Consider the following 21,684-nt stretch of genomic DNA (forward strand, 5'->3'; position numbering starts at 1 on the left):
TCTCAAGGTGTGAGGAAGGTAAGAAACCCTTGGCGTCTGCCGCGCGTCGGGTTCAGCCCTTGCCGCCCTCCCGCACCACCGCCAGCGCGAGCGCCAGGCGGCGGTCCAGCCAGCTCGCGCGCGGGTGGTACGTCCTGATGTCCGCGAAGTCCTTGAGGTACCGGCAGACCAGCACCTCGGGCTCGGCCTCGCCCTCCGCGCGCCAGGTGACCGGCCAGCCCTCGTTGGACGGCGGACGCCGGGCATCGCCCTCCACGCCGAGGCTGAGGACGGAGTCGACGACGCCGCCGACCACCGCGCCCGCACCGCGCACCACCTTCTCCTTGCCGCGCGCCGCGATGTCCTTGGCGCTCCCCCGCGCCCAGTTGTAGCGGGCCACGATGTCCGGCCGGCCGGGCTGCTGGAGCCACCAGCCGTGCTGAACGGCCCGTTTGGCGGGCGGGGTGCGGTGCAGGTGGCCCAGTTCGGTGCCGTCGGAGTCTGCCACGCGGTAGCGGGCGCCCGCCTTGTCGGGCGTCAGGGAGCACAGGAGAACGTCCGGCCGCGTGGCGTCGTACAGCTCGTACGCGGCCTGCTCGGCGCCGTCGACCGTCAGCAGCACGGCCGGGGCGAAATACCGTACGCCCTCGTGCGTCGTGGTCGCCCGCACCGCGCGCTCGCCCTTCACCGGCTTGCGGGTGAGTGTGCCCGGGCGCAGCACGTCGGTCACGGTGAACCAGGGCGTGCTGTCCCAGGGGACCGGGGGGACCTCCGGGTCTGGCCTGTGGCGGGCGAACAGAGCCAAGGGTCAGCCGACCTCGTTCTCGGCGGTCGCCCGGCCGTGCACCACGACGTTCCCGCCGTAGAACATGCCGGTGAACACCGGCTCGTACGTCAACTGGACTTCGATCTCGACCTTTTGGGCGTCGGCGGCCACGCAGTGGGTCGCGGCGATGTCCGCGCCGCTCATGTCCATCTCGCGGGCAAAGGTCTTCACCCGGGCGTCGCACTCGTCGAACTTGATCGGCGCGGCGCCGCCCTTGTCGTCGTAGAGGGCTTCCTTGTCGATGTCCTGGGCGGCGTAGCGGGCCGCCTGTTCCGCGATGTCGGCGGCGCGTTCGCGCTTGGAGATGGACAGACCGCCGTCGATCACGAACGCGGCGAGGGAGATGAAGACCAGGGCGAAGATGATGACCGCGCCGGCGCCCGAGCCGCGGTCGTCCATGCGTGTCTGGCGCGCGTGCCACCACGTCCGCAGAGCATGACTCACGCCGTCCTCCGGAACGGGTCCAGGGGGGAGCTGAAGCTCGCCGACAGCCGCGTGGGGACGTCCAGACCCAGCATCGCCAGGCCTCGCACCTGGCAGCTGACCTCGACCGTGAAGATGGTGTCGGGTTCGAAGCCCTGGCTCGTCTGGACGACGGACACCGGGCCGGAGCACACGTCCGACAGGTCCGCCTCGGCCGCCTTGCGGGCCTCGGCCATCGCCGTGCCGTGATCCTTCTGGATGGATCCCGCGCGGGCCGCGTCACGCGCGGCGCCGTCCAACGCGCCCCGGCCGTCGACGAGTTGGCCGAAGGCGACGAGGACCAGGATGAACATGATCATCACCGGGGCGAGGATGACGACCTCGACGGTCGACAGGCCCCGGTCCCTGTCCTCACCCGTGAGACGCTCGCGTACGGAGGCGAAGTCCATCTAGTTCTCCCCCTCCTTCACGAACCGCTCCACCGGCCCCGACGACTGCGCGTGCACCGTCAGATCCAGGCCGGGGAACACCGTCGGCACCCGTGCCGTGATCTCCACGCCGACCGTGTGCTGCTCCGGCTGGAGCATCGTCACGTCCGGGGAGAGCACGAGCTGCGGGCCCAGTTGGCGGATGTAGGAGTCGACCACGTCCCGCGCCTCGCCGCGCCACCCGCCGGGCTGTTCGTCGGCCGTGGCGCGGGCCTTGCGGGCGCCGGCCTGGGCAGCGGCCTGGGCCACGTGGTCGGCGAAGAAGTACAGCGCGAACTGCACCGTCGCGAAGATCATGAAGAAGAGGACGGGGGTGAGCAGTACGAACTCGATCGCGGTCATGCCGGAATCACCGGCCCGCCCGCGCGCGGCCTCCGTCCGGCGGCGCGCCCATCTGCCCACGCCCATGAACAACCCCGTCATCCCCGTCTTGTCGTACCCGTGATCAGCGGATCGCGGATCAGCAGGTCTTGCTCGCGCTGGCGCCCTTGATGCAGTCGCCGACCTTGTTGGCGCCGTCGCTCAGCGCGGTGTTGATGATCGCGGCCACCACGCCGACGATCGCGACGACGACCGCGGAGATGATGACCCACTCCACCGCCGAGGCACCGCGGTCGAGTTCGCCGGAGCGGGCGCGCTGCACGCGGGCCTGGAAGAAGGTGACCAGGAAGTCCATCGCCGGGATCCCGGTGCTGAAGTTCCGTCCGTTCATGATGAGTTGTCCTCTCGATACAGCAGTTGGCAGAAGTTCGGGAATCGGCTCACACCTGGAACACCCGCATCGCCGCCGGGAAGATCAGGAACACCAGGAATCCGGCGCACAGCAGCAGCTGGGCGACGAGCATCGACTGTGACTTCTCGCCCGCGCTGCCCTCGATCTCGGCCAGTTCGCGGTGGCGCATCGTCTCGGCGCGGGAGGCGAGGGACTCGCGTACCTTGGCGCCGTCGTCGGCGACCAGGGCCAGCGACGCGGAGAGGTCCTTCAGCTCCTCCACGCCCAGCTCCTCGCCGAGCGCGCCCAGTGCCTGCCACTGGCTGACACCGGTGATACGGGCGTCGGCGAGGGCGTTGCGGATGCGCTGGTTGGCCCAGCCGTCGGAGACCTCGGCGGCGGCCATCAGTGCCTCGGGCAGGCCCCGGCCGCCGGCCAGGCTCATGGAGACCAGGTCCAGGTAGGCGCCGATGACCCGGCGCAGGTCCCGCCGCTTGTCGGCCGCGTCCCGCCGTACCTCGAGGTCGGGCAGGAAGAAGAACAGGGCCGCGCAGAGCAGGGCCAGCCAGACCGGGATGACCGGGCTGCGGCTGAAGCCGAGCGTCCAGACCACCGCGAACAGGAACGGGCCGAAGAACAGCCCGGCCGTGGCCAGCAGCACCTTCGTCGCCAGGAAGTTCTCCCAGCTGCGGTCCAGGACGGCGAGGTCGGCGCGCAGCGAGCGCTGCTCCCAGCCCTGCTGGAGATAGAACTCGCTGACACGCGCGCCGACTTCGGCCCGCAGCGAGCCGATGCGGCCGGTGTCCTTGGCCTGGCGGGTGGATTCGTACGCCGCTCCGCGCGCCCGCATCGCGTCGATCCGCGCGACCTGTGCGACGGCACTGCGCTTGGTCGGCATCAGGGCGCGGACGAGGGCGTAGACGCCCAGGCCGAAGATCACGCCGACGACGATCGGCATCGTGAGGTTCACCGGCGTACCCCTTCCTCCGGTGACTGGGACGGCTGCGGCGACTGCTGCGGTTGCTGTGACTGCGGCGACTGCTGGGCGGACGTCCGGGGACGTACGAACTGCACCCCGGACTGGTCGCGCACCAGGAAGCGCTCCGGCGTCTCGATCGTGGACAGCTTGCGCAGCCACCAGAAGCCGAGTGCGAACAGGCCGCAGACGACGGCGAGTACGAGCTGGCCGACCGGGCTGCTGTACGGGGCCACGAAGTCGCGGTTGAAGACGGCGAGGCCGAGGACGAACGCGATGGAGACCGCGACGACGATCTGCACCGAGCGCCGGGTCGAGGCCCGCTGGGCCATCACGCGCTGGCGCATGTCGACCTCCTCGCGCGCCGACTTGGCCAGGGCGCCCAGCACTTGGCGCAGACCGGGGCCGCGCAGCCGGGCGTTGAGCATGAGCGCGGCGACGATGATGTCCGCCGAGGCGTCGTCGATCTCGTCGGCGAGGTGCTGGAGCGCGTCGGGCAAGGGCGTACGGGCGCGCAGCCGGTCGACGAGCGCGTCGAGATGGGGCCGCAGTACGGGGGCCGCGGCCCGCGCGGAGGCCGGGATGGCCTGCTCCAGGCCGACCGCGCCCGCGATGGTGTCCCGCAGGGACTCGGTCCAGGAGGCGAGGGCCTCGACGCGGCGCATGGCCGCCCGCTCCTCCGCCGCGCCGCCGAAGAGGCGGTCCCAGAAGAAGACGAGGACGCCGGCCGCGACACCGGCCACCGCCCAGCGGGTCAGCAGCAGCACGACGAGCCCGACGATGGCGGCGAGCGAGCCGCGCTGCCCGGCGAACCGGATCAGTTCCGCCGCCCGCTCGTTGGCCTTGTGCTTCTCGTGCTCGGGCTTGGCGGGCAGGCCGCGTAGGGCGATCAGGAGCAGCGCGAGGCCGCCGCCGACGGCGACACCGGCGCCGATCGAGTACAGGACGGTGGTCGAGAACAGCCCGCCCAGGGAGCCGAGCGAACCGAGGGCTTCGTAGGTGACGGCGCTGGTCATGGCGCTCACCCCCAGCTTCCGTGCGGCTGGTAGCCGTAGGCCATCAGGTCCTCCAGGCAGGCTATGGGCGCGTGCGGGACGACGCGTCCGTCGGGGGCCTCGGCGAACACCTCGCTGGACAGCACCCGGCCGTCGACGCCGTTGACCTCGCGTACGGAGGTGACCATGCGCTGGAGGCGGCCGCCCGTCTGGTAGTTGTTGCGCCGCTGGATGAAGACGACGAAGTTCACCGCGCCCGCGATCAGCATCTGGCTGGCCTCGATGGGCAGTCGCTCGGAGGCCTGCAACGCGTATGTGGAGATACGGTTGAAGACCTCGCTGGAGCTGTTCGCGTGGATCGTGGACAGGGACCCGTCGTTGCCCTGTGACATCGCGTTGAGCATGGTCACGATCTCGTCGCCGAGGACCTCACCGACGATGACCCGGGAGGGGTTCATACGGAGGCTGCGGCGGACGAGTTCGGCCATGCTGATGGTGCCCTGGCCCTCGGAGTTGGGCAGCCGCTCCTCGAACGCGACGACGTTGGGATGCAGATCGGGGAAGGTGTCGAGGCCGAGCTCCAGTGCCCGCTCGACGGTGATGAGCCGCTCGTGCGGCGGGATCTCGTTGGCGAGGGCGCGCAGCAGAGTGGTCTTGCCGGCGTTGGTGGCGCCGGCGATCATGATGTTCTTACGGGCCCGCACCGCGCAGGCCATGAAGTGCGCCACCTCGGGCGTCACGGTGCCGTTGCCGACCAGGTCGGAGATGAACACCTTGCCCATGCGCGCACGGCGGATGGACAGCGCGGGCCGCCGGGTGACGTCCATCACGGCCGACAGACGCGAGCCGTCGGGCAGCCGCAGGTCGAGCTGGGGGTTGGCGGAGTCGAACGGACGGGACGACAGACCGGAGTAGGCACCCAGTACCTGAATGAGCTCGATCAGCTCCTCGTCGGTCTCGGCGACCGCCTCGCCCTTCACCTCCCGCCCGTCCGCATAGCCGACGAAGACCTGGTCGCACCCGTTGATGTCGATGTTCTCGACTTCGGGATCGTCCAGCAGCGGCTGAAGCCGCCCGACCCCGAACAGCGCGGCGTGCACGGCGGCCGCGTACTGCTCCTCGGTCTCCGCGTCCAGCGGCGTACGGCCCGCGTTGATCTCGGCGCGGGCGTACTCCTCCAGGATCTGGGCGATGACCGCACGGGCGTACTGCCGCTCGTCCTCCGTGGACATCGGCGTGACGCCGGCCGCCTGGTCCTGACGGCGCTGCTCGGCGATACGGTCACCGGCGTCCTGCCGGAACCGCTTGACCAACTGGTGGTCGACAGCGGTCATCGCCCGGCTCCCGCGGGGGGCGTCGGCGTCGGTACGGTCCAGGCTGCGCCGTACTGCTGGTGGAGGTCCGCGGTGACCTTGCGGGCCGAGCGGATGAGCAGCGACTTGTCGAGGCGCCCGCGCCTGCGGCCGGCCAACTGCTCGGCGCCGGCCGGGTCCTCCGCGATGGTGCCGACGACACGGGCGCCGGTCTGGGCGTGCACCAGCATGTCGTTGACCTGGTTGACCAGCTTGCCGGAGCTGCTCGGGTCGGCGATCAACAGCACGCCGATCAGCGGGGTGGCGAGGGCGGCGGCGCCGCGCGGGCCGCCGTGCAGCTTGGCGGAGAGGGCGGCGGCACGATCCCGGACGCGGGCCAGGGCCTCGGGCTCGGTGCGCGAGACGAGCAGCACCAGGGCCGCGTGCGGGAACAGCTCCACGGCCGGGGTGTCCCCGCTGACCCGTCCGCAGTCGGCGATGACGTCGGCGGGGGCGTTCGGGGAGTCGGCGAGGGAGGCGAAGGCGCGGCCGAGGGTCGGCCAGAGCCCCGCAAGACCGGCGGCCTGCTCGGCGATCCCGAGCCCGACGAGGACCTCGAGCCCCCCGCTCAACGGCTGCACGTGATCCCAGAGTTGATCGGGAACGAGCCCTCGCCGGGCGGTCGCGGCTATGGACAGCATGCCGGTGTTCGGGTTCAGCGGCCCGCCGTGCGCGGCGGCACTGCGGTACACCAGGTCACCGCCCGCCGGGTCGGCCTCGGCGAGCAGCACGCGCCGCGGCCAGACCGCCGCGAGGGCGACGGCCGCGGTGGTGACGCCGGGGGAACCCTTGTCGGCGGCGATAGCGATGAGCGCCATGGGTACGGGTGCCGCCTTCTAATTACTGTTGCTGTTGCCGTTGCCGGAGACGTGCACGATGGCCACCGCCCCGGCGGACGCGGCACGCGCCACGGCGGCGGCGTCGGACTGGTCGACGAGGAGGGTGAGGGAGAGGTTGCCGGTGCTGATGGTGGCGTCGCTGTCGTCGGACACGCTGCTCACCTTCGCGCCGTCGACGATCGCCTCACCGGAGGAAGTGGCCGTGGAGCCGCCGGTCTTGTTCGAACTCGAACTGCTGGTGTCCACGTTGTATACGGCCACCGTGTCACCGGCCTTGATGTCCGCCGGGTACTGGCCCTCCTTCAGGGCGACGCCCACGACGGCCTTGCCGGCCGGAAGGGAATCGCCCTCCGCGAACATGTCACCGATGACGACGGTGCCCGCGTAGATCGTGCTCTTGGCCTTGAGCTTCCTGAGCTGGTTCAGCTGCTCCCACTTGACGTAGTGGATGCTGTCGTCGGCGGCGACCAGGACGGACGTCGTGTTGCTGTCGCTCACGGACTCGCCGGGCTGGATGTCCTTGGTCACCTTGACGACCTCGATCCGGTCGCCGGCCCGCAGCACGAGCGTCGTGGCCCCGAGCGCGCCGAGCAGAATCAGCAGCACCGCGAGCGCGGCCAGCGCGGGCTTGCGCTCACGTGGAGGTGTGGGAAGCCGGTCCCCGACCGACGGCTGAGCCGGAGCGACGGAACGACCGGCGCCCGCCCCCGTACGCTCTTGGATCTTCACGCAACCGCTCCCCGTACATCCAAGAAAATGTCTGCCAATTGCCTTGCAAAAGCGGACACTTCACCCGCGAATCCCTTTTGCCGGATACCCATCGCCGGGGTCAGTGTCAAGCGATCGCACCGTATCAGTCACACATAAGCCCCTCAAGGCGCGATCTCACTCCTCGACCTCACCCGGCCAACCATTTCACTACGCAACTACCGCTGCTCACACCCCAATTGAGCGACCGAGGCCACAAGCCCATGCCCCTGTGCGCCAGCGAACGCCCCATGCCATGATCTCCCGGTGACGAGGACCCCGACACCACCCGGCCTCCTCCCCCTCAACGGCGCCACACTGGCGGCCGACGCCCGCGCCCTGTCGGTGGCCCGCGCGATCGGGGCACGCTGCGGGGTCGACTACACGGACGACGCGACGGTGACCACACTCCTCACCGAACGCCGCCGCGCCCTCGATGCCACCCAGCGCGGCCCCTTGGTATGGCTGGGCGGCCTGACCCTCACAGCCGGCGCGCTCCTCCCCTTCCTGTCCCCCGCCCTGCCCGCCCGGGCCGGCAAGGCGGCTCTCCTCATCACCGGCCCACTGCTCGTCGTCGCCGTGGCCGCCCTCGTCCAGATCCGCGTCCGCTGGAAGCGTGAGCTGACCCATCCGGCGCTCGCCGGTTACCGCGAAGTGCTGGGCGTGGCACGGGCGCACGGGCTGCCCCTGGAGTACGTCCCCGGATGGCTGGAAGGCCGGACTCCCGGCCCGGGCGGGGAGGGCGGCAGGAAGGCGGCGGCGCCGATTCCCTCGTACGAGGGAGTACTGGCGGAGCAGGAGATTCCCCCACACGAGTACGAGGGCCCGGCCCCCGACACGACCGACCGCATCGATCTCACCCCGCCCCCGATCCCTCCGAAGCCCCCCGCGGTCACCGCGTACGAGACGATCGCCGACGAGGGCGGCTGGCACGACGAGGCCGGCTGCCTGCTGGCACTGGCGGGAGTCGTCGGCGCCCTGTGGGCGGCAACGTCGGACGAGCCCATCGGCTACGGCACCCTCGGCCTCATCCCCCTGGCGATCCTCATCTGGCTGGCAGGCATGCGCCAGGGCGCCGAGAAGCAACGCCTCCGGACCGAGGCGGTGGCGTACGTCAGGGCCGTGGTGGCGGCACAGGCGGGCGGGGCGCGGGTGCCGGAGTTGTCGGCTGCGCTGCGGAGGTTGCTGGACGAGTAGCTTGCGTCGTTCGCCCCCTCCTCTCAGACACGCAGAACCCACCAACAGCCCCGAACAGAAGCCCCCCATGAAGCAGGCCCCGCTTGCTGCATCCGCCATGACCATGCTGTCCCTCGCCACGGTGTCACGTACTGCGCGGACGAGAGCAAGGCGTTCAACAAGAACCGCAAGACCAAGAAGGTCGACAAGACGTCGGCCTCGTCCGACTCCTACGTGAACTACAACCTCGACAAGAAGGACGAGGGCAACTGGTGGGTCTCCGTCGTCGACGAAGACCGCTGGATGGAGCCCGAGGCCCAGGCCTGCGACAAGCTGCCCTTCTGGGTCGAGACCGGCGATGCCCCGCCTGTCGCCAACGCGGTCACTCCGAAGGTGCTGGCCGAGCTCGCCTACAACCGGCTTGAGTTGCCGACCACCGAGGTGACGTTGGCCCCCGCCAAGACGACCAAGGTCAACCTCGCCATCTGGGCCTGGCTCGACAAGGCCAAGTTCAAGAAGGTCTCCGTGACCGCCTCCCTCAATGCCGGCGGCCTCGACATCCAGTCGACGACCACCGCGAAGCCGGTCTCCCTCAAGCTGGAGCCCGGCACCAGCGATGCCCAGACGTACCCAACCTCGGGTGAGCGCACCATCAACGCCGACGGCTCCATCGGCGAGCCCTACGCCAAGGGCAAGGCCGACCAGACCCCGCCCTGCGGCATCAAGTACCTCCGCTCCTCCGGAGGCGGCACGTACAAGCTGAAGGCGACCGTCACCTGGCAGATCAGCTGGACGGGTTCCGGCGACGCGGGCGGTGACCTGCCCGATGGGGCCTTCGGGGCGACGCAGGACGTCACCGTGCAGGAAGTACAAGCGGTCAACAGGTAAGACGGCACCCGAAGGTGAGAGCCTCACAGGCAAGTGGGGACGTAGCCGCTCGTTCCCTCCGAGCTGGACGTTCAGCCAATACCCCTGACCTGGGCGGTCAGTCTGCTCGCCACTGTCGCGACGATCGACGCCCCGGTACGGGCGTTCATCGGCACACATCGCCGATGACGTGCCGGTTCCGGAGCGAGCGGGCATCGCCACGAATACCTCACACCCTCTTCGCCCCGGTTTGCCGTGGTGATCGTCATCCAACGGGATGCCCTGCCTGGCGAAACCAGGCGCACCACCGCTACCGTCGATGCCCTTGACTGAACCTTTGTCACACGGGGAGCCCAGCATGAAGCATCCTTTGCCTGCCGTTGCCGCCTCCCAGCCAGTCCCGGCACGGGAGGGCTGAGCAGCCCTCATGGCGAATGACTCGGATCTCATCGTCAATGTCGACCTGCTCGTCGAGTCGGAGTCCCGGCTGAGGAGCATCCAGAAGGAACTCAAGAACCTCGGCCATCGAAGAGATGACATGAGGCCCTACTGGGGCAGCGGAAAAATCGCCGACAAGATGGATGATTTCGTCGACAACTGGGACGACTACCGGACCAAGATGCTGGAGAGCGTCGACACAGTGGGACAACTGGTGAAGTCCACCATCGACGGATTCACGGGCTTGGATGCGCAACTCGCCGACGAGCTGCGAAAAGCAAGGAAGAAAAAGAAGTGAGCGCAACCTCGAAGCCGCGCCCGCGCGACTGGCATCCGCTCGCCGACTCCGACCCCGTACCGGGCGACCCGGAGGAGATCCGCGATGAAGTGAAGCACATGGTCGGCGTCGCTGAGAACCTCCGTGAACAGGCCAAGCTGCTCCGAGGCATCAAGAACGACAACGAGCTCAAAGGGAAGTACGCCACCAAACTGCGTGACGAGTCGGAGGTCTTGGAGAAGCACCTCCGTGAGGTCGCCGAACGGTACGAGCACGTCCACGGCCATCTGAGCAACTGGGCCAATGAGCTGGAGGACTTCCAGTCGGACGCGGACAAGGTCCTGGCGAACGCCAAGAAGGAGCAGGAAGAGCTGGAGGCCGACAAGGCCAAGAAGAAGTCCGGCGACAGCGGTGCGGACGCGGGCAAGGGGACGGACGAGGACCCACTGCAGAAGTACCGTACCCAGCTCGACCGAATCACCGGCGACCGCGACGAACGCGCCGCGCACTACGCGGGGAAGATCGGTGACCAGCTGGACGACGTCATCGAGGACAGCTGGTGGGACAACGTCAAGGGCTGGATCCACGACAACATCGATGCCATCAAGTTCGTACTCGACGCCCTCGGCTGGGTGGCGACGGTACTCGGCTTCATAGCGCTCTTCATCCCTGGTCTCAATGTTCTCGTCATCGGCATCTCGATCTTCATCGCCGCATCGAGATTCCTCATGTACCTGGCGGGTGAGGCCAGCCTCGCCGAAGTCGCGGTCGACTGCATCGGTCTCGTCACCATGGCTCTCGGTGTGGGAATGCTGTCGAAGCTGAAGGTTGCGAACAACGCCGTCAAGGCTGCTTCGAAAGCTCAGCGTCTGAGCCGGCTCAAGGCCGCCGTGCGGGCCAACAAGTCGGCGCGTGAGGGTATCCAGCGGGTTATCGCGGAGACCAGCGATGACGGACTAAGGCAGTTCGGCCGCCAGACGCTCAACCGTATGCGCAGGGAAATCCTGGACAACGCCGGCCGCGTGGCCGACGAGGCGGAGGTTCCACTCAGTCGGCTGGAACGTCTCGGCCTGGGTGACTCCGACGCCCGTGCGCTGGTCGAGAACATCCGTCAGAACGCGGGAACGTTCCCCAACGCAGCCAATGCTTTCGGCCGCTCGGAGGCCTACTACCGTACGGCGGTCGGCGCCGCGACCTTCGGTACGGCCGCCGACTTCACCGACAAGGCGCTCGGCGAGAGCCCCGTATTCCCCGACAAGCCCTATTACGCACCCTATGAGGACGGCAAGGGCGAGCTGTGGCAGCTGCCCCAAGACACGCACTGGTAGAGAGCCTCACCGGAAGAGACAGTCACAGCGCAATGAACCCGAACACACAGACCGGATTCCTGGGACGGCTGGGCGGCGGTGAGATCGCTGTCGCCAAGTTGTGCGTCATCGTCGGCCTGGCTTCCATCGCGGTCGTCGTGGTGGCGGCCCGGCTGCCCGATACCGCCAAAGAGTCGCTGTACTGGTTGCAGCGCGGCATCGTGTCCGTGGCCATCCTCACGCTGCTCTCGCTCTTCATCCGCCACCCACGGCACTCGAGCCGGCCCCAGGGACTGACCCAGCCTCTGGGGCTCTCCTTCTGCCTCGCCCTTGCCTCCTTGGTCACCGGCTTCTGGCCGGGCGTGTTCGCCGCCCTCGTGACCCCGCTGCTCGTCGTGGGCTTCTGGCTCGCCGAAAGGTCCAGCCGTGCCTGAACTCGACGAGCAGCGCCGTTCCACGCCGGTCGGCTACAACCTCGTACCGCCGCCGGGCTGGGACCGGATCCCGCTCCAGAGCGAGTCGATGAACGACACCATCCTGCGGATCATCGACCGCTCCATCGCGAACCTGCCGCAGGACCTTCCCAAGGACGATGTCAGCAAGGCCCGCATGGAGCTGTTCAAGCAGCTCAAGAAGGCGGCGAGGCAGGCTGCCAAGAACGACGGGCTGATGCTGTACCTGCCCGTGGAGCGCATCCACGGCACCTACATCCCTGCTTCCTTCGTCGTCTCCGAGCCGCTCACCGGCTCGGGCATCGGCGTCGAGTCCGGCGAGGTGTTGGGACTTCTCGCCGCAGGTCGTGGGGACAGCGAATCCGTCGATCTCGATGGCACCGAGGCAATGCGAATCGAGCGGATCGTGCCGCCCCCGCCGGACTCCGAGGTTCCACATGCCTCCCGCCGGGTGGAGTACGTCCTGCCCGTCCCCGGCGGCCCCATCCCTCGATGGCTGACCATCACCTTCAGCACGGTCGGCGACGGCAACCCCGACAGCGAGTTCTCGGCCGCTCTGGTGGACCTCTTCGACGCCGTGATGACGACCTTCCGCTGGAGCTACGCGTGATCTTCTTCGAGACCGAGGCCGACCCCACCGAGTGGTTCCTGATGCCGCTGCACTGGACGGAACTGGACCAGGACAAGATCGAGGACTGGTCGCAGGCCTGTGCCGAGATCATGGTCCGACGCCACAAGAAATGGTGGCGCAGCCCCGACAAGGAGGCGCTCACCACACGGTTCCGGCTGCTCCTTCAGGCGCATCCTCATCCAGCGATCCCGGCCGGCCAGGTTTTCCTCTACGGAGGCGACCCACGCCGCGTCCCCCAGGTCTTCTACGCGCTCACCGTCCAGCCCGGCGACGAGGACCGCTACCAGGGCCTTCGCACCCTGGTCCAAGCGGACACGCAGAATCCCGCCCGTCCTCCCGACGTCGAGCCGTTCCACTCGGACCGTCTGGGTGACGGCCTGCGCTGCCTGCGCTATTTCGCGGACGACGACCAGCTGGGTGTGTCCCTGAACTACGGGTGGTGGCTGGAGGATCTTCAGGTCTACGCCTCACTCCGCACAGTGACGAGCGACATCGGCTGGCTGAGCTCGCTCATCGACGAATGGGACGAGTTTGCCCGCAGCATCTGGCTCAGCCCCGACCCGGAGTGACGGCGGGATCGAGGTGCCGTCCTGGCGGGTGCCGTAATGACCACGTGCCGCTGGAGCTACATGCCGCTTGGCGGTACAAATTCGGAGTTCACACAGTGGCTCGACCTGCAACTTGAGGCAGTGCGACGAGGAGCACAGTGCCTTGCACCTGAGCATGTTGGCCGAACCGGATCCCGCAACAGCCGCAGCCAGTCAACGCGTCGAGACCATCCCCTTCGTCTCGCCTCACTTCGGCGAGGCCTCCGCTGCCTGCGTAGCTGGACGGGCCCCGACGGCGGCTTGCTGCTCTCAGTGGCCTACGCCTGGAATGACCCGGCTCGCAACATCGATCTGCTCCTCAAAGGCCACTACGACGATCCCGCGCTCCTCGAATCGTCGTTCGACGCCATCGATGACTTTGCCCGCGGCCTTCGGCTCAGCGACCGTGTTTGATGACGGGTCCTGTTGCCGCGTCGGCGACGGAGAGTCTTGACGTGACATCCAGAGGCAAGCAGCGAGAGACAACCCAACGGCTCGGCGTCCACGCCGAAGCGGGTGAATGGTGCACGGTCGACAAGATCCCGCAGCCCCCCGCGGATGTCCTCGAGGCCGCCGGTAACCCCCGGCTCCGCCCCGGCAGGCTGCGCCCGCTCGGCATGGTCGGGGCGGTTCTCGCCGTGCCGTTCATGTCGGTCCTCATGTTGCTGACCCTGCTGTCCAACGCGGAGGAAGCGGTCAAGCGTTTTCTCGCCACCAAGGACGAGAAGGAGCGGTTGCGGGCCAAGGACGAGGACGACAAGCGCCGGGACGCCACCGTTGCCGAACAGGGCCTCGACCGGGTCTTCGACGGGAACTGGCACGGCAACGCCGGTCAGTTCCTGCTGCGTTGGTACAGCCACTCCACTCACCACCAGCGGCTGGTCCTCGCGACCGCGGACGGGATCGTCCTGGTGGCTCCGCCGCGGCGCGTCACCGTCGGGCGCGAGAAACACATGCAGATCGTCGCCCGTCTTCCCGCCACGGAGGCGACCCTCGTCGACCCGTTCTTCGGCGAGTTCGAGACGAGGATGGTACTTGTCCGCTTCCGTGACGGGTCCTGGCTGCGCGTCGAGACCGAAGAACCCCGCAGTGACCTCCACACGTACCTGCTGCGGCAGCCCCTGCCCGACATCTGACGGCAACGGCCGACCGGGGGCCCGCCTGGTGCGTTCAGCATCTGCTGCCGCACCAGGCCAGCACCTCGCCCTTGCTTGCTCCGGCTTACTTGCTGCGAGCAGCCTTGGCCAGCTCGTCGTCGATCTGCTCGAACTTGTCCGCCGCGTTGGTGAGGTAGTCGCCCATGCCGTCGAGGCCGTCGACCGTGTCCTTGGCGCCGCGGACGAACTCGTCGAAGTTCTCGTCGAAGGCCTTCGAGGAGCTCTTGGTGACGTAGCCGGACTCGACGAGGTTGGCGATGTACTTGCGGAGGGCGTCGAGCTTCTCGTGAAGCTTTTCCTTCTCCTTCACGACGTGCTTGGCAGCGTCGCGCATGTCCTGGTATGTGACGTCAAGGTCCTTGGCCATGAACCGCTCCTCTTCAAAACGCCGCAGGGCCAACCCCCGTGGCTCCCTGTCACTCTTGTGGCAGCAGCTTACGGGGGTGGTCCGAGGTGTCACATCCCCGAACCGGCAACGAGGTTCGTTGCCTTCGGGAAGAGCGGATATCGTCACTGGCGTCACTGAAGACGGCCACAGCGGCCTGGGGAGGACAAGCGTGCGCCTGACTCTGACCGTCGTCGACCCGTTCGGCGGGGGCTCGGCCGACGTCGTGCTCGACGCCGACCCCGAGTCCACCGTGGGGGACATCGCCCAGGAGCTCGCCAAGCAGGTGGGGCAGGGGGGTGCTCAGGTCATTCCCATCGGGCAGGTCGGGCAGAGCCTCCCGGCTGTCGTGCGCGGTAGCGGTCCCCAGGTGTATGTGGACGGGTACGCGGTCGATCCCGGCGCCACCGTCGTCGGGTCGCCGCTGCGCGAGGGGGCCGTCGTCAGTCTGCAGGATCCTGCCGGGTGTCTGCCCGGTGAGCCCACCGGGCTGGTCGAGTTGCGGGTGGCCGGTGGGCCGGCCGCCGGGTTCGTGCACCGGCTGGGTGTGGGGCGGTACGACATCGGCAGTGGGGCTGCCTCGTATGTGCGGATCGACGATCCCGAAGTGGATGCGCGTGCGCTGACGTTGTCAGTTGCAACCGATGGCGGCTGCCGCGTCGTCGTCCATCAGGAGACGGCGGAGGGCGGGGACGCCGTCACTCTCGACGGCAAGCCGATCGACGGTGACGAGTGGCCCCTCGGCGGGCAGATAGCCCTCGGCAACACCCTGCTGGAGCTCGTCCGTTACACCCCGCCCAACGCCGCCCTGAAGTGGTCCGAGGACGGGGTCGGGCTCGACTACAACCGGCCGCCCCGGCTGCGTCCGCCCGAGCGGCAGACCAAGTTCCGGCTGCCGACGCCGCCGCGGGAGTACGAGGCCCGGCCGCTGCCCTGGCTGATGGCGCTGACGCCGCTCGTCGGGTCGGTCGTGTCCGTGCTCATCTTCCACCGCTGGTACTACCTGATCATGGCGGGGCTCAGCCCCATCATGCTCTTCGCCAACTACTTCATGGACAAGAAGCACGGCCGCAAGTCCCATGCGAAGCAGGTCAAGGAGTACAAGGAGCAGAAGGAGCGGATCGAGAAGGACGCGCAGGACGCGCTGACCGCCGAGCGGCAGGACCGGCGGGGCGCCGTGCCCGATCCGGCTTCCGTGCTCTCCCTCGGCACCGGGCCCCGTACCCGGCTGTGGGAGCGCCGGCGCACCGACCGCGACCATCTCCTCGTCCGCTTCGGCACCGGGCGGCTGCCGTCCGAGGTCGTGCTCGACGACCCCGAGCAGGACGACCACCGCCGGCAGGTCACCTGGTACATCGAGGACGCCCCCGTCGCCCTCTCGCTGCGTTCCCTGGGTGTCATCGGCATGGCGGGGCCGGGTGACTCCGCGCGGGCGCTGGGGCGTTGGGCAGTGGCCCAGACGGCGGCGCTGCACAGCCCGATGGACGTGCAGTTCTACGTACTGAGCGAGAACTCCGCCCAGGACAGCTGGGACTGGGTGCGGTGGCTGCCGCACGCGAAGCCGGGCGGCGGTCAGGACGCGAACGTCCTCATCGGGACCGACGCCGAGACCGTCGGCGCCCGTATCGGCGAGCTGACGCAGATCCTCGACGCCCGGAAGAAGGCCGCCGAGAACAACCGCGGTCAGGGCACCTCGTTCAGTGAGCCGGACATCGTCGTCGTATGGGACGGGTCGCGGCGGCTGCGGTCCCTGCCGGGCGTGGTGCGGCTGCTGCGGGAGGGGCCCGCCGTGTCCGTGTACGCCGTCTGCCTCGACGCCGAGGAACGGTTCCTGCCGGGCGAGTGCCAGGCGTTCGTGGTCGCCGAGCCCAAGGCCAGGGAGTACGACACCGGCGCGCGGCAGCACGTACCGCAGCAGGCCTCCGGTGGCTTTCCCTCCTTCCATCAGGCCTGGCAGACCGCCGACCCGCAGGTTGAACAGGCGCAGCAGACCCAGGAGTTGCGGCTGCGGGTCGAGGAGGCGGGGGCGGAGCGGCGGAAGGACGTACGGCCCGACTTCGTCTCGGCCGCCTGGTGCCTGCGGCTGGCCCGCGCCCTGTCGCCGCTGCGGGACATCAGCGGCGAGACCGAGGACTCCGCGCTGCCGGGTGCCAGCCGGCTGCTGGACGTGCTGCAACTGGAACCGCCGACCGGCGATGCCATCGTCGCGCGCTGGCGGATGGGCGGGCAGTCGACGCTCGCGGTCATCGGTGAGTCGTACGACGGTTCCTTCGGCATCGACATGCGGCGGGACGGCCCGCACGGTCTGATCGCCGGTACGACCGGTTCCGGCAAGTCTGAGCTGCTCCAGACCATCGTGGCGTCGCTGGCCGTGGCCAACACACCGGAGAACATGACGTTCGTCCTCGTCGACTACAAGGGCGGTTCGGCGTTCAAGGACTGTGTGAAGCTGCCGCACACGGTCGGCATGGTGACCGACCTCGACGCGCACCTCGTGGAGCGGGCACTGGAGTCACTGGGCGCCGAGCTCAAGCGGCGCGAGCACATCCTCGCCGCCGCCGACGCCAAGGACATCGAGGACTACCAGGATCTCGTGCGGAGGAATCCGTCGCACGCGCCGGTCCCCCGACTCCTCATCGTCATCGACGAGTTCGCGTCCATGGTGCGCGACCTGCCCGACTTCGTGACCGGCCTGGTCAACATCGCCCAGCGAGGCCGTTCGCTCGGCATCCATCTGCTGCTGGCCACCCAGCGGCCGAGCGGTGTCGTCTCGCCGGAGATCCGGGCCAACACCAACCTGCGTATCGCGCTGCGCGTCACGGACGGCGGCGAGTCGTCGGACGTCATCGACTCGCCGGAGGCCGGCCACATCTCCAAGAGCACACCGGGCCGGGCGTACGTCCGCCTCGGGCACGCCTCCCTCGTCCCCTTCCAGTCGGGCCGCGTCGGTGGCCGTCGCCCCGGCGCGGCGGACCCGGCGGCCCTCGCGCCCTGGGTGGGCGAGCTGACCTGGGAGGACCTGGGCCGGGCCGCCCTCGCCAAGCCGAAGTCCGAGGCACGGGAGGACGAGGAGATCACCGACCTCAAGGTGCTGGTGGACGCGGTCCGCGACGCCAACCGGGCGCTCGGCATCCCCGCCCAGCACAGCCCCTGGCTGCCCGCTCTCTCCGAGACGCTGCTGCTCGACGAGATCGAGACCCCCGCGGCGGCAGTGGCTGCGGGCCCCGGCAAGCTGCCGCCCGCCCCGTACGGCGTGGAGGACCTGCCCGCCGACCAGGCCCGCCGCCCGGTCGTGGTCGACTTCTCCACCTTCGGCCATCTCATGATCGGCGGCGCACCCCGCAGCGGCCGCTCCCAGGTGCTGCGGACCATCGCGGGCTCCCTCGCCCGCACCCACTCCTGCGCCGACGTCCATCTGTACGGCATCGACTGCGGCAACGGCGCGCTCAACGCCCTCACCCGGCTGCCGCACTGCGGCGCGGTCGTCGGCCGCAACCAGACCGAGCGGGTGATCCGCCTGGTCAACCGGCTCAAGGGCGAACTCTCCCGACGCCAGGACCTGTTGGCGGAGAAGGGCTACGCCGACATCGGTGAGCAGCGGGCGGCGGCGGACGAGGCGGAGCGGCTGCCGCACGTCGTCGTGCTCCTCGACCGGTGGGAGGGCTGGGTGCCCACGCTCGGCGAGATCGACCACGGGTCGCTGACGGACGAGCTGACCACGATGATGCGGGAGGGCGCGAGCGTCGGCATCCACCTGGTCCTCACCGGTGACCGCACCCTCCTCGTCGGCCGCGTCGCGACGCTCACCGAGGACAAGTACGGCCTCCGCCTCGCCGACCGCAGCGACTTCTCGACGCTCGGTATCCCGGCCCGCAAGGTCCCGGAGGAGATCCCGCCGGGCCGCGCCTTCCGCAACGAGTCCGGTACGGAGACGCAGTTCGCGCTGCTGACCGAGGACACGACCGGCCAGGGCCAGGCGGCGGCGATCTCCGCGATCGGCGAGGCGGCGACGGCCCGGGACGCCTCCGTCCCCCGCTCCCGGCGCCCGTTCCGCGTCGACAGCCTGCCCAGCCGGATCTCCTTCACCGACGCCTGGGAGATGCGCGACCCGGAGGCCTCCCGGTCCCGGCTGTGGGCGCTGGCGGGCATCGGCGGCGACGAGATCGTGGGCTTCGGCCCGGACCTGGCCGGGGGCGTGCCGACCTTCGTCATCGCGGGCCCGGCCAAGTCCGGCCGCTCGACGGTCCTGATGAACTTCGCGCACTCCTTCCTCGCGCAGGGCGTACGCCTGGTCGTCGCGGCCCCCCGCCAGTCCCCGCTCCGCGGGCTCGACGGCACCGAAGGCGTACTGAAGGTGTTCACCGGCGACGACATCGACGAGGACGACTTCGAGGAGATCATCGACTCGGCGTCCCTGGAGGAGCCCATCGCCGTGCTCGTCGACGACGGCGAGATCCTCGAGGACTGCGACGCCGAGAGCCATATGAAGAAGATCGTCTCGCGCGGCGCCGAACGCGGCCTCGCCCTCGTCATCGCCGGTGACGAGGAGGACGTGTGCAGCGGCTTCTCCGGCTGGCAGGTCGACGCCAAGAAGGGCCGCCGCGGCATCCTGCTCTCCCCGCAGGACACCTCGAGCGGCGACCTCGTCGGCGTACGGCTGAACCGGTCCCTGGTGGGCGGGCAGGTGGTGCCCGGCAAGGGGATGCTGCACCTGGGTGACGGGGAACTGCGTACGGTCGTGATCCCCGGGTGAGCGGGGGGTCGGCCAAGCCGAAGCGGGGGAGGGCGGTTCCGGCCGCGTTGCGGTACGAGCACGGGCGGCGGCTGCCGACCGAGGCGGGGGCGAAGAAGCGGGGCTGGAGTGGCTGCGGCTTCGGCCTGCTGCTGATACTGGGCATGCTGGCGGCCGTCGTGCCGTTCGCCCTGGCCGACGACAGCTGGGGCGGCCGGGTGTGGGGCGAGGTGGCGCCCGGGTGGCCAGGCGGTGCCTACGTCTTCGCCGGCACGGTCGGGGCTGTGGTTCCGCTCGCCCTGACCGCCCTCATCGCGCCGCTCACCCGGATGAAATGGAAGGCGAGCAAGGTCCGTTCGCTGCTCTGGGCTGTCGCCGCCCTGCCCGGGCTCGGCGCCTGCTGGCTTCTGTCCTTCGTGATCCTCGGGACCAGCCGGCCCAGGCGTCGGCGGCACTGGGACAGCGAGTGCTACAGCACGGGCCACGCCTGCTGGGTGCACGAGCGGTATCCGTGGATCTGGGCGGTGGGCCTGCTCGCCACCTTCGTGACGGCCGCGCTGCTGATCGCCGCCCTGGCCAAGCTCGCCGACCGCAGGTCCCCGCCCGTTACTTGACCTTCGACATCCGCGAGACCGGGTTGCCCTCCGCCGAGCTGTCCGAGGTGTACTTCAGGTCGTCGCCGACCGGCGTCAACTCCACCTGGTGGGCGGCCGGGTTGCAGCCGTCGTGGTTGCCCTTGGCGCCCACCGACGTGGCGAGGATCCGCGTCTTCGTCACCTTCTTCAGGGTCAGTACGTCGGTGCACACGCCGCCGAGCTGATCGGTCTGCGTGAGCCGACCCAACTCCCGTCCCACGCTGGCCTCGTGGACCGTGAGCCGGAAGGTGCCGACGGGCAGGTTGCCGTCGAGGGCGGTGGCCTGGCCTTCCCAAGTACCGAGGTAGGGCGCCGGGACCGGCACCGGGACAGGAGTGGGGATGGCGCTGGACGCGGAGTCGCCCACGGAGCCGGGGCCGGTGCCGGGTGCCGTGCTGTCGACGGGTGCCGGCGAGGAGGCCTTGCCCCCGGCCGTGTCGTCGTCACCACCACCGATCATCGGCCGCACCAGGAACCCCAGCCCCACGGTCGCCCCCACCAGCGCCCCGGCGACGGCGAGCGCGACCGTGCAGCTCACCCGGCGTCCGCGTCCTCCCTCGCCCGGGGTGGAGGTGGCCGCCATGGTGACGGACACCTTGCCCGGCCGCTGCTCCAAGGACGCCGGAGGCGCGTCCCGGGGCTCGGGCATGACCGGTGCCGGCCCGAACTCCCCGGCCACGGCCCCGGCTTCGCCCCCGAACCCGACCCCCGAAGCCCCGCCCACCGAAGGGCTGCTGAACCCCACCGGCCCGGACGGCACCGCCTCCGCGGCCTCCAGGTTCAGCAGTTGTACGGCGCTGCGGCTGACCTGTTCGACCAGCGGGCCCGGCAGCCAGCCGCCCGCGACCAGCCGGGCCGTCCCGTCGGGAGCCAGCCGCCGGGCCACCTCCTGAGGGGTGGGCCGACGGCCGGGCTCCTTGGCCAGGCAGGCCTCGGCCACCTCCCGCAACTCTCCGCCGAGCGCACCGAGTTCCGGCTCCTCGTGGACGACCTTGTACAGCAGCGCGGCCGAGGAGTCCCCCGGGAAGGGCGGTTCGCCGGTCGCCGCGTACGCCAGGACCGCGCCGAGGGAGAAGACGTCCGCCGCTCCGGTGACGCCCTTGCCGACGATCTGCTCGGGCGACATGTAGCCGGGCGAGCCGACGGAGACACCGGAGGAGGTCAGGGACGCGGTGCCGTCGGTGGCGCGGGCGATGCCGAAGTCGATCAGCAGGGGGCCGTCGAGGGTGAGCAGGACGTTGGACGGCTTGACGTCCCGGTGCACCAGGCCCAGTTCGTGGACGGCCGCCAGCGCCTCGGCGAGGCCGGCGCCCAGGGCTCGTACGGAGGACACGGGCAGCGCACCGTCGGCCTCCACCGCCGCGGCGAGGGTCGGCCCGGCAGCGTACGCCGTGGCGACCCATGGCACCGGGGCCTCGGGGTCGGCGTCCAGAACGGGCGCCGTCCAGGCGCCGCCGACCCGCCGGGCGGCCTCGATCTCGCGCCGGAACCGCGCGCGGAACTCCTCGTCCAGCGCGAAGTGCGGGTGCACGATCTTGACCGCGACCGTACGGCCGCCCGCGCTGCGCCCCAGGTAGACCCGCCCCATCCCGCCCGCGCCGAGCCGGCCGAGCAGCCGGTAGGGCCCGATGACGGCAGGTTCGTCGGCCGCGAGCGGCTGCATGGCGTCCCCTCTCCCCCTCAGGGCCTGCGCCTGGCTCCCA

At 69.8% G+C, this 21,684-nt stretch carries 22 protein-coding genes and 1 pseudogene; 11 read left to right on the top strand and 12 right to left on the bottom strand.

The window, feature by feature from the left end:
* Window positions 1–52: 52 nt before the first annotated feature.
* The 10 genes from ACH45E_RS36410 to ACH45E_RS36455 all read right to left on the bottom strand — a co-directional run bounded on the left by ACH45E_RS36410 (window position 53) and on the right by ACH45E_RS36455 (window position 7,319).
* Window positions 53–709 carry a hypothetical protein gene (locus ACH45E_RS36410; protein ID WP_361449572.1) on the bottom strand — a complete coding sequence of 219 codons (657 nt, stop codon included), beginning with the start codon at window positions 707–709 and terminating at the stop codon, window positions 53–55.
* A gap of 78 nt (window positions 710–787) precedes the next feature.
* Complete coding sequence (locus ACH45E_RS36415) at window positions 788–1,204, bottom strand: pilus assembly protein TadG-related protein (RefSeq protein WP_361449755.1); 417 nt, start codon at window positions 1,202–1,204, stop codon at window positions 788–790.
* Between the two features lie 41 nt (window positions 1,205–1,245).
* Complete coding sequence (locus tag ACH45E_RS36420; protein ID WP_361449569.1) at window positions 1,246–1,677, bottom strand: TadE/TadG family type IV pilus assembly protein; 432 nt, start codon at window positions 1,675–1,677, stop codon at window positions 1,246–1,248.
* Complete coding sequence (locus tag ACH45E_RS36425) at window positions 1,678–2,139, bottom strand: TadE/TadG family type IV pilus assembly protein (protein ID WP_390740423.1); 462 nt, start codon at window positions 2,137–2,139, stop codon at window positions 1,678–1,680. It abuts the gene before it with no gap.
* Between the two features lie 37 nt (window positions 2,140–2,176).
* On the bottom strand, window positions 2,177–2,428 hold the full coding sequence (locus tag ACH45E_RS36430; RefSeq protein ID WP_361449563.1) for a hypothetical protein: 252 nt from the start codon (window positions 2,426–2,428) through the stop codon (window positions 2,177–2,179).
* A gap of 49 nt (window positions 2,429–2,477) precedes the next feature.
* Window positions 2,478–3,398: a type II secretion system F family protein gene (locus ACH45E_RS36435; protein ID WP_361449560.1), complete on the bottom strand. Its 921-nt coding sequence runs from the start codon at window positions 3,396–3,398 to the stop codon at window positions 2,478–2,480.
* Window positions 3,395–4,420, bottom strand: coding sequence for a type II secretion system F family protein (locus ACH45E_RS36440; protein WP_361449557.1), 1,026 nt, complete (start codon window positions 4,418–4,420; stop codon window positions 3,395–3,397). Before ACH45E_RS36440 ends, ACH45E_RS36435 begins: the two co-directional genes overlap by 4 nt.
* 5 nt (window positions 4,421–4,425) lie before the next feature.
* Window positions 4,426–5,733 (bottom strand): ATPase, T2SS/T4P/T4SS family, encoded by a 1,308-nt coding sequence (locus ACH45E_RS36445; RefSeq protein WP_361449555.1) that lies wholly within the window; start codon window positions 5,731–5,733, stop codon window positions 4,426–4,428.
* Window positions 5,730–6,569, bottom strand: coding sequence for a hypothetical protein (locus ACH45E_RS36450; RefSeq protein WP_361449553.1), 840 nt, complete (start codon window positions 6,567–6,569; stop codon window positions 5,730–5,732). The genes ACH45E_RS36445 and ACH45E_RS36450 overlap by 4 nt, the downstream gene beginning before the upstream one ends.
* Before the next feature lie 18 nt (window positions 6,570–6,587).
* Window positions 6,588–7,319, bottom strand: a complete 732-nt coding sequence (locus ACH45E_RS36455) for a hypothetical protein (RefSeq protein ID WP_361449550.1) — start codon at window positions 7,317–7,319, stop codon at window positions 6,588–6,590.
* Between the two features lie 285 nt (window positions 7,320–7,604).
* Between ACH45E_RS36455 and ACH45E_RS36460 the strand changes: the two genes are divergently transcribed.
* The 9 genes and pseudogenes from ACH45E_RS36460 to ACH45E_RS36500 all read left to right on the top strand — a co-directional run bounded on the left by ACH45E_RS36460 (window position 7,605) and on the right by ACH45E_RS36500 (window position 14,208).
* Window positions 7,605–8,534, top strand: coding sequence for a hypothetical protein (locus ACH45E_RS36460; RefSeq protein ID WP_361449547.1), 930 nt, complete (start codon window positions 7,605–7,607; stop codon window positions 8,532–8,534).
* A 210-nt stretch (window positions 8,535–8,744) separates the two neighbouring features.
* Window positions 8,745–9,401, top strand: a pseudogene (locus tag ACH45E_RS36465) (hypothetical protein); the annotation flags it as partial.
* Window positions 9,402–9,807: 406 nt separating this feature from the next.
* Window positions 9,808–10,116, top strand: coding sequence for a hypothetical protein (locus ACH45E_RS36470; RefSeq protein WP_361449544.1), 309 nt, complete (start codon window positions 9,808–9,810; stop codon window positions 10,114–10,116).
* A complete protein-coding gene (locus tag ACH45E_RS36475) occupies window positions 10,113–11,423 on the top strand; it encodes a hypothetical protein (RefSeq protein WP_361449541.1) in 1,311 nt (436 codons plus the stop codon). The genes ACH45E_RS36470 and ACH45E_RS36475 overlap by 4 nt, the downstream gene beginning before the upstream one ends.
* Window positions 11,424–11,455: 32 nt before the next feature.
* Complete coding sequence (locus ACH45E_RS36480) at window positions 11,456–11,836, top strand: hypothetical protein (protein ID WP_361449538.1); 381 nt, start codon at window positions 11,456–11,458, stop codon at window positions 11,834–11,836.
* A complete protein-coding gene (locus ACH45E_RS36485) occupies window positions 11,829–12,464 on the top strand; it encodes a hypothetical protein (protein WP_361449535.1) in 636 nt (211 codons plus the stop codon). The genes ACH45E_RS36480 and ACH45E_RS36485 overlap by 8 nt, the downstream gene beginning before the upstream one ends.
* On the top strand, window positions 12,461–13,054 hold the full coding sequence (locus tag ACH45E_RS36490; RefSeq protein ID WP_361449533.1) for a hypothetical protein: 594 nt from the start codon (window positions 12,461–12,463) through the stop codon (window positions 13,052–13,054). The genes ACH45E_RS36485 and ACH45E_RS36490 overlap by 4 nt, the downstream gene beginning before the upstream one ends.
* Window positions 13,055–13,345: 291 nt before the next feature.
* Window positions 13,346–13,486 (top strand): hypothetical protein, encoded by a 141-nt coding sequence (locus ACH45E_RS36495; RefSeq protein WP_361449530.1) that lies wholly within the window; start codon window positions 13,346–13,348, stop codon window positions 13,484–13,486.
* 41 nt (window positions 13,487–13,527) lie between these two features.
* Window positions 13,528–14,208: a hypothetical protein gene (locus ACH45E_RS36500; protein WP_361449527.1), complete on the top strand. Its 681-nt coding sequence runs from the start codon at window positions 13,528–13,530 to the stop codon at window positions 14,206–14,208.
* A gap of 85 nt (window positions 14,209–14,293) precedes the next feature.
* Here ACH45E_RS36500 and ACH45E_RS36505 read toward each other — a convergent pair whose 3' ends face one another.
* Entirely contained in the window at window positions 14,294–14,596 is a 303-nt protein-coding gene (locus tag ACH45E_RS36505; RefSeq protein WP_165955698.1) for a WXG100 family type VII secretion target, read from the bottom strand.
* A 190-nt stretch (window positions 14,597–14,786) separates the two neighbouring features.
* Between ACH45E_RS36505 and ACH45E_RS36510 the strand changes: the two genes are divergently transcribed.
* The gene (locus ACH45E_RS36510; RefSeq protein ID WP_361449523.1) at window positions 14,787–19,367 is read left to right on the top strand and encodes an FtsK/SpoIIIE domain-containing protein; all 4,581 of its coding nucleotides are present in this window, start codon (window positions 14,787–14,789) and stop codon (window positions 19,365–19,367) included.
* Complete coding sequence (locus tag ACH45E_RS36515) at window positions 19,364–19,960, top strand: hypothetical protein (RefSeq protein ID WP_361449520.1); 597 nt, start codon at window positions 19,364–19,366, stop codon at window positions 19,958–19,960. The genes ACH45E_RS36510 and ACH45E_RS36515 overlap by 4 nt, the downstream gene beginning before the upstream one ends.
* On the opposite strand, the gene ACH45E_RS36520 is transcribed toward ACH45E_RS36515, so the two are convergent.
* Window positions 19,953–21,644 (bottom strand): serine/threonine-protein kinase, encoded by a 1,692-nt coding sequence (locus tag ACH45E_RS36520; RefSeq protein WP_361449517.1) that lies wholly within the window; start codon window positions 21,642–21,644, stop codon window positions 19,953–19,955. The genes ACH45E_RS36515 and ACH45E_RS36520 overlap by 8 nt on opposite strands.
* Window positions 21,645–21,684 lie beyond the last annotated feature (40 nt).

Origin of the sequence: Streptomyces sp. NPDC020299, from assembly GCF_044387825.1 — a bacterium.
Taxonomy (GTDB): domain Bacteria; phylum Actinomycetota; class Actinomycetes; order Streptomycetales; family Streptomycetaceae; genus Streptomyces.

Coding starts and splice junctions, on each gene's coding strand:
- ACH45E_RS36430 (WP_361449563.1), bottom strand. CDS start 2,428: ATGAACGGACGGAACTTCAGCACCGGGATCCCGGCGATGGACTTCCTG.
- ACH45E_RS36505 (WP_165955698.1), bottom strand. CDS start 14,596: ATGGCCAAGGACCTTGACGTCACATACCAGGACATGCGCGACGCTGCC.
- ACH45E_RS36450 (WP_361449553.1), bottom strand. CDS start 6,569: ATGGCGCTCATCGCTATCGCCGCCGACAAGGGTTCCCCCGGCGTCACC.
- ACH45E_RS36425 (WP_390740423.1), bottom strand. CDS start 2,139: ATGACGGGGTTGTTCATGGGCGTGGGCAGATGGGCGCGCCGCCGGACG.
- ACH45E_RS36520 (WP_361449517.1), bottom strand. CDS start 21,644: ATGCAGCCGCTCGCGGCCGACGAACCTGCCGTCATCGGGCCCTACCGG.
- ACH45E_RS36445 (WP_361449555.1), bottom strand. CDS start 5,733: ATGACCGCTGTCGACCACCAGTTGGTCAAGCGGTTCCGGCAGGACGCC.
- ACH45E_RS36440 (WP_361449557.1), bottom strand. CDS start 4,420: ATGACCAGCGCCGTCACCTACGAAGCCCTCGGTTCGCTCGGCTCCCTG.
- ACH45E_RS36420 (WP_361449569.1), bottom strand. CDS start 1,677: ATGGACTTCGCCTCCGTACGCGAGCGTCTCACGGGTGAGGACAGGGAC.
- ACH45E_RS36415 (WP_361449755.1), bottom strand. CDS start 1,204: ATGGACGACCGCGGCTCGGGCGCCGGCGCGGTCATCATCTTCGCCCTG.
- ACH45E_RS36480 (WP_361449538.1), top strand. CDS start 11,456: ATGAACCCGAACACACAGACCGGATTCCTGGGACGGCTGGGCGGCGGT.
- ACH45E_RS36470 (WP_361449544.1), top strand. CDS start 9,808: ATGGCGAATGACTCGGATCTCATCGTCAATGTCGACCTGCTCGTCGAG.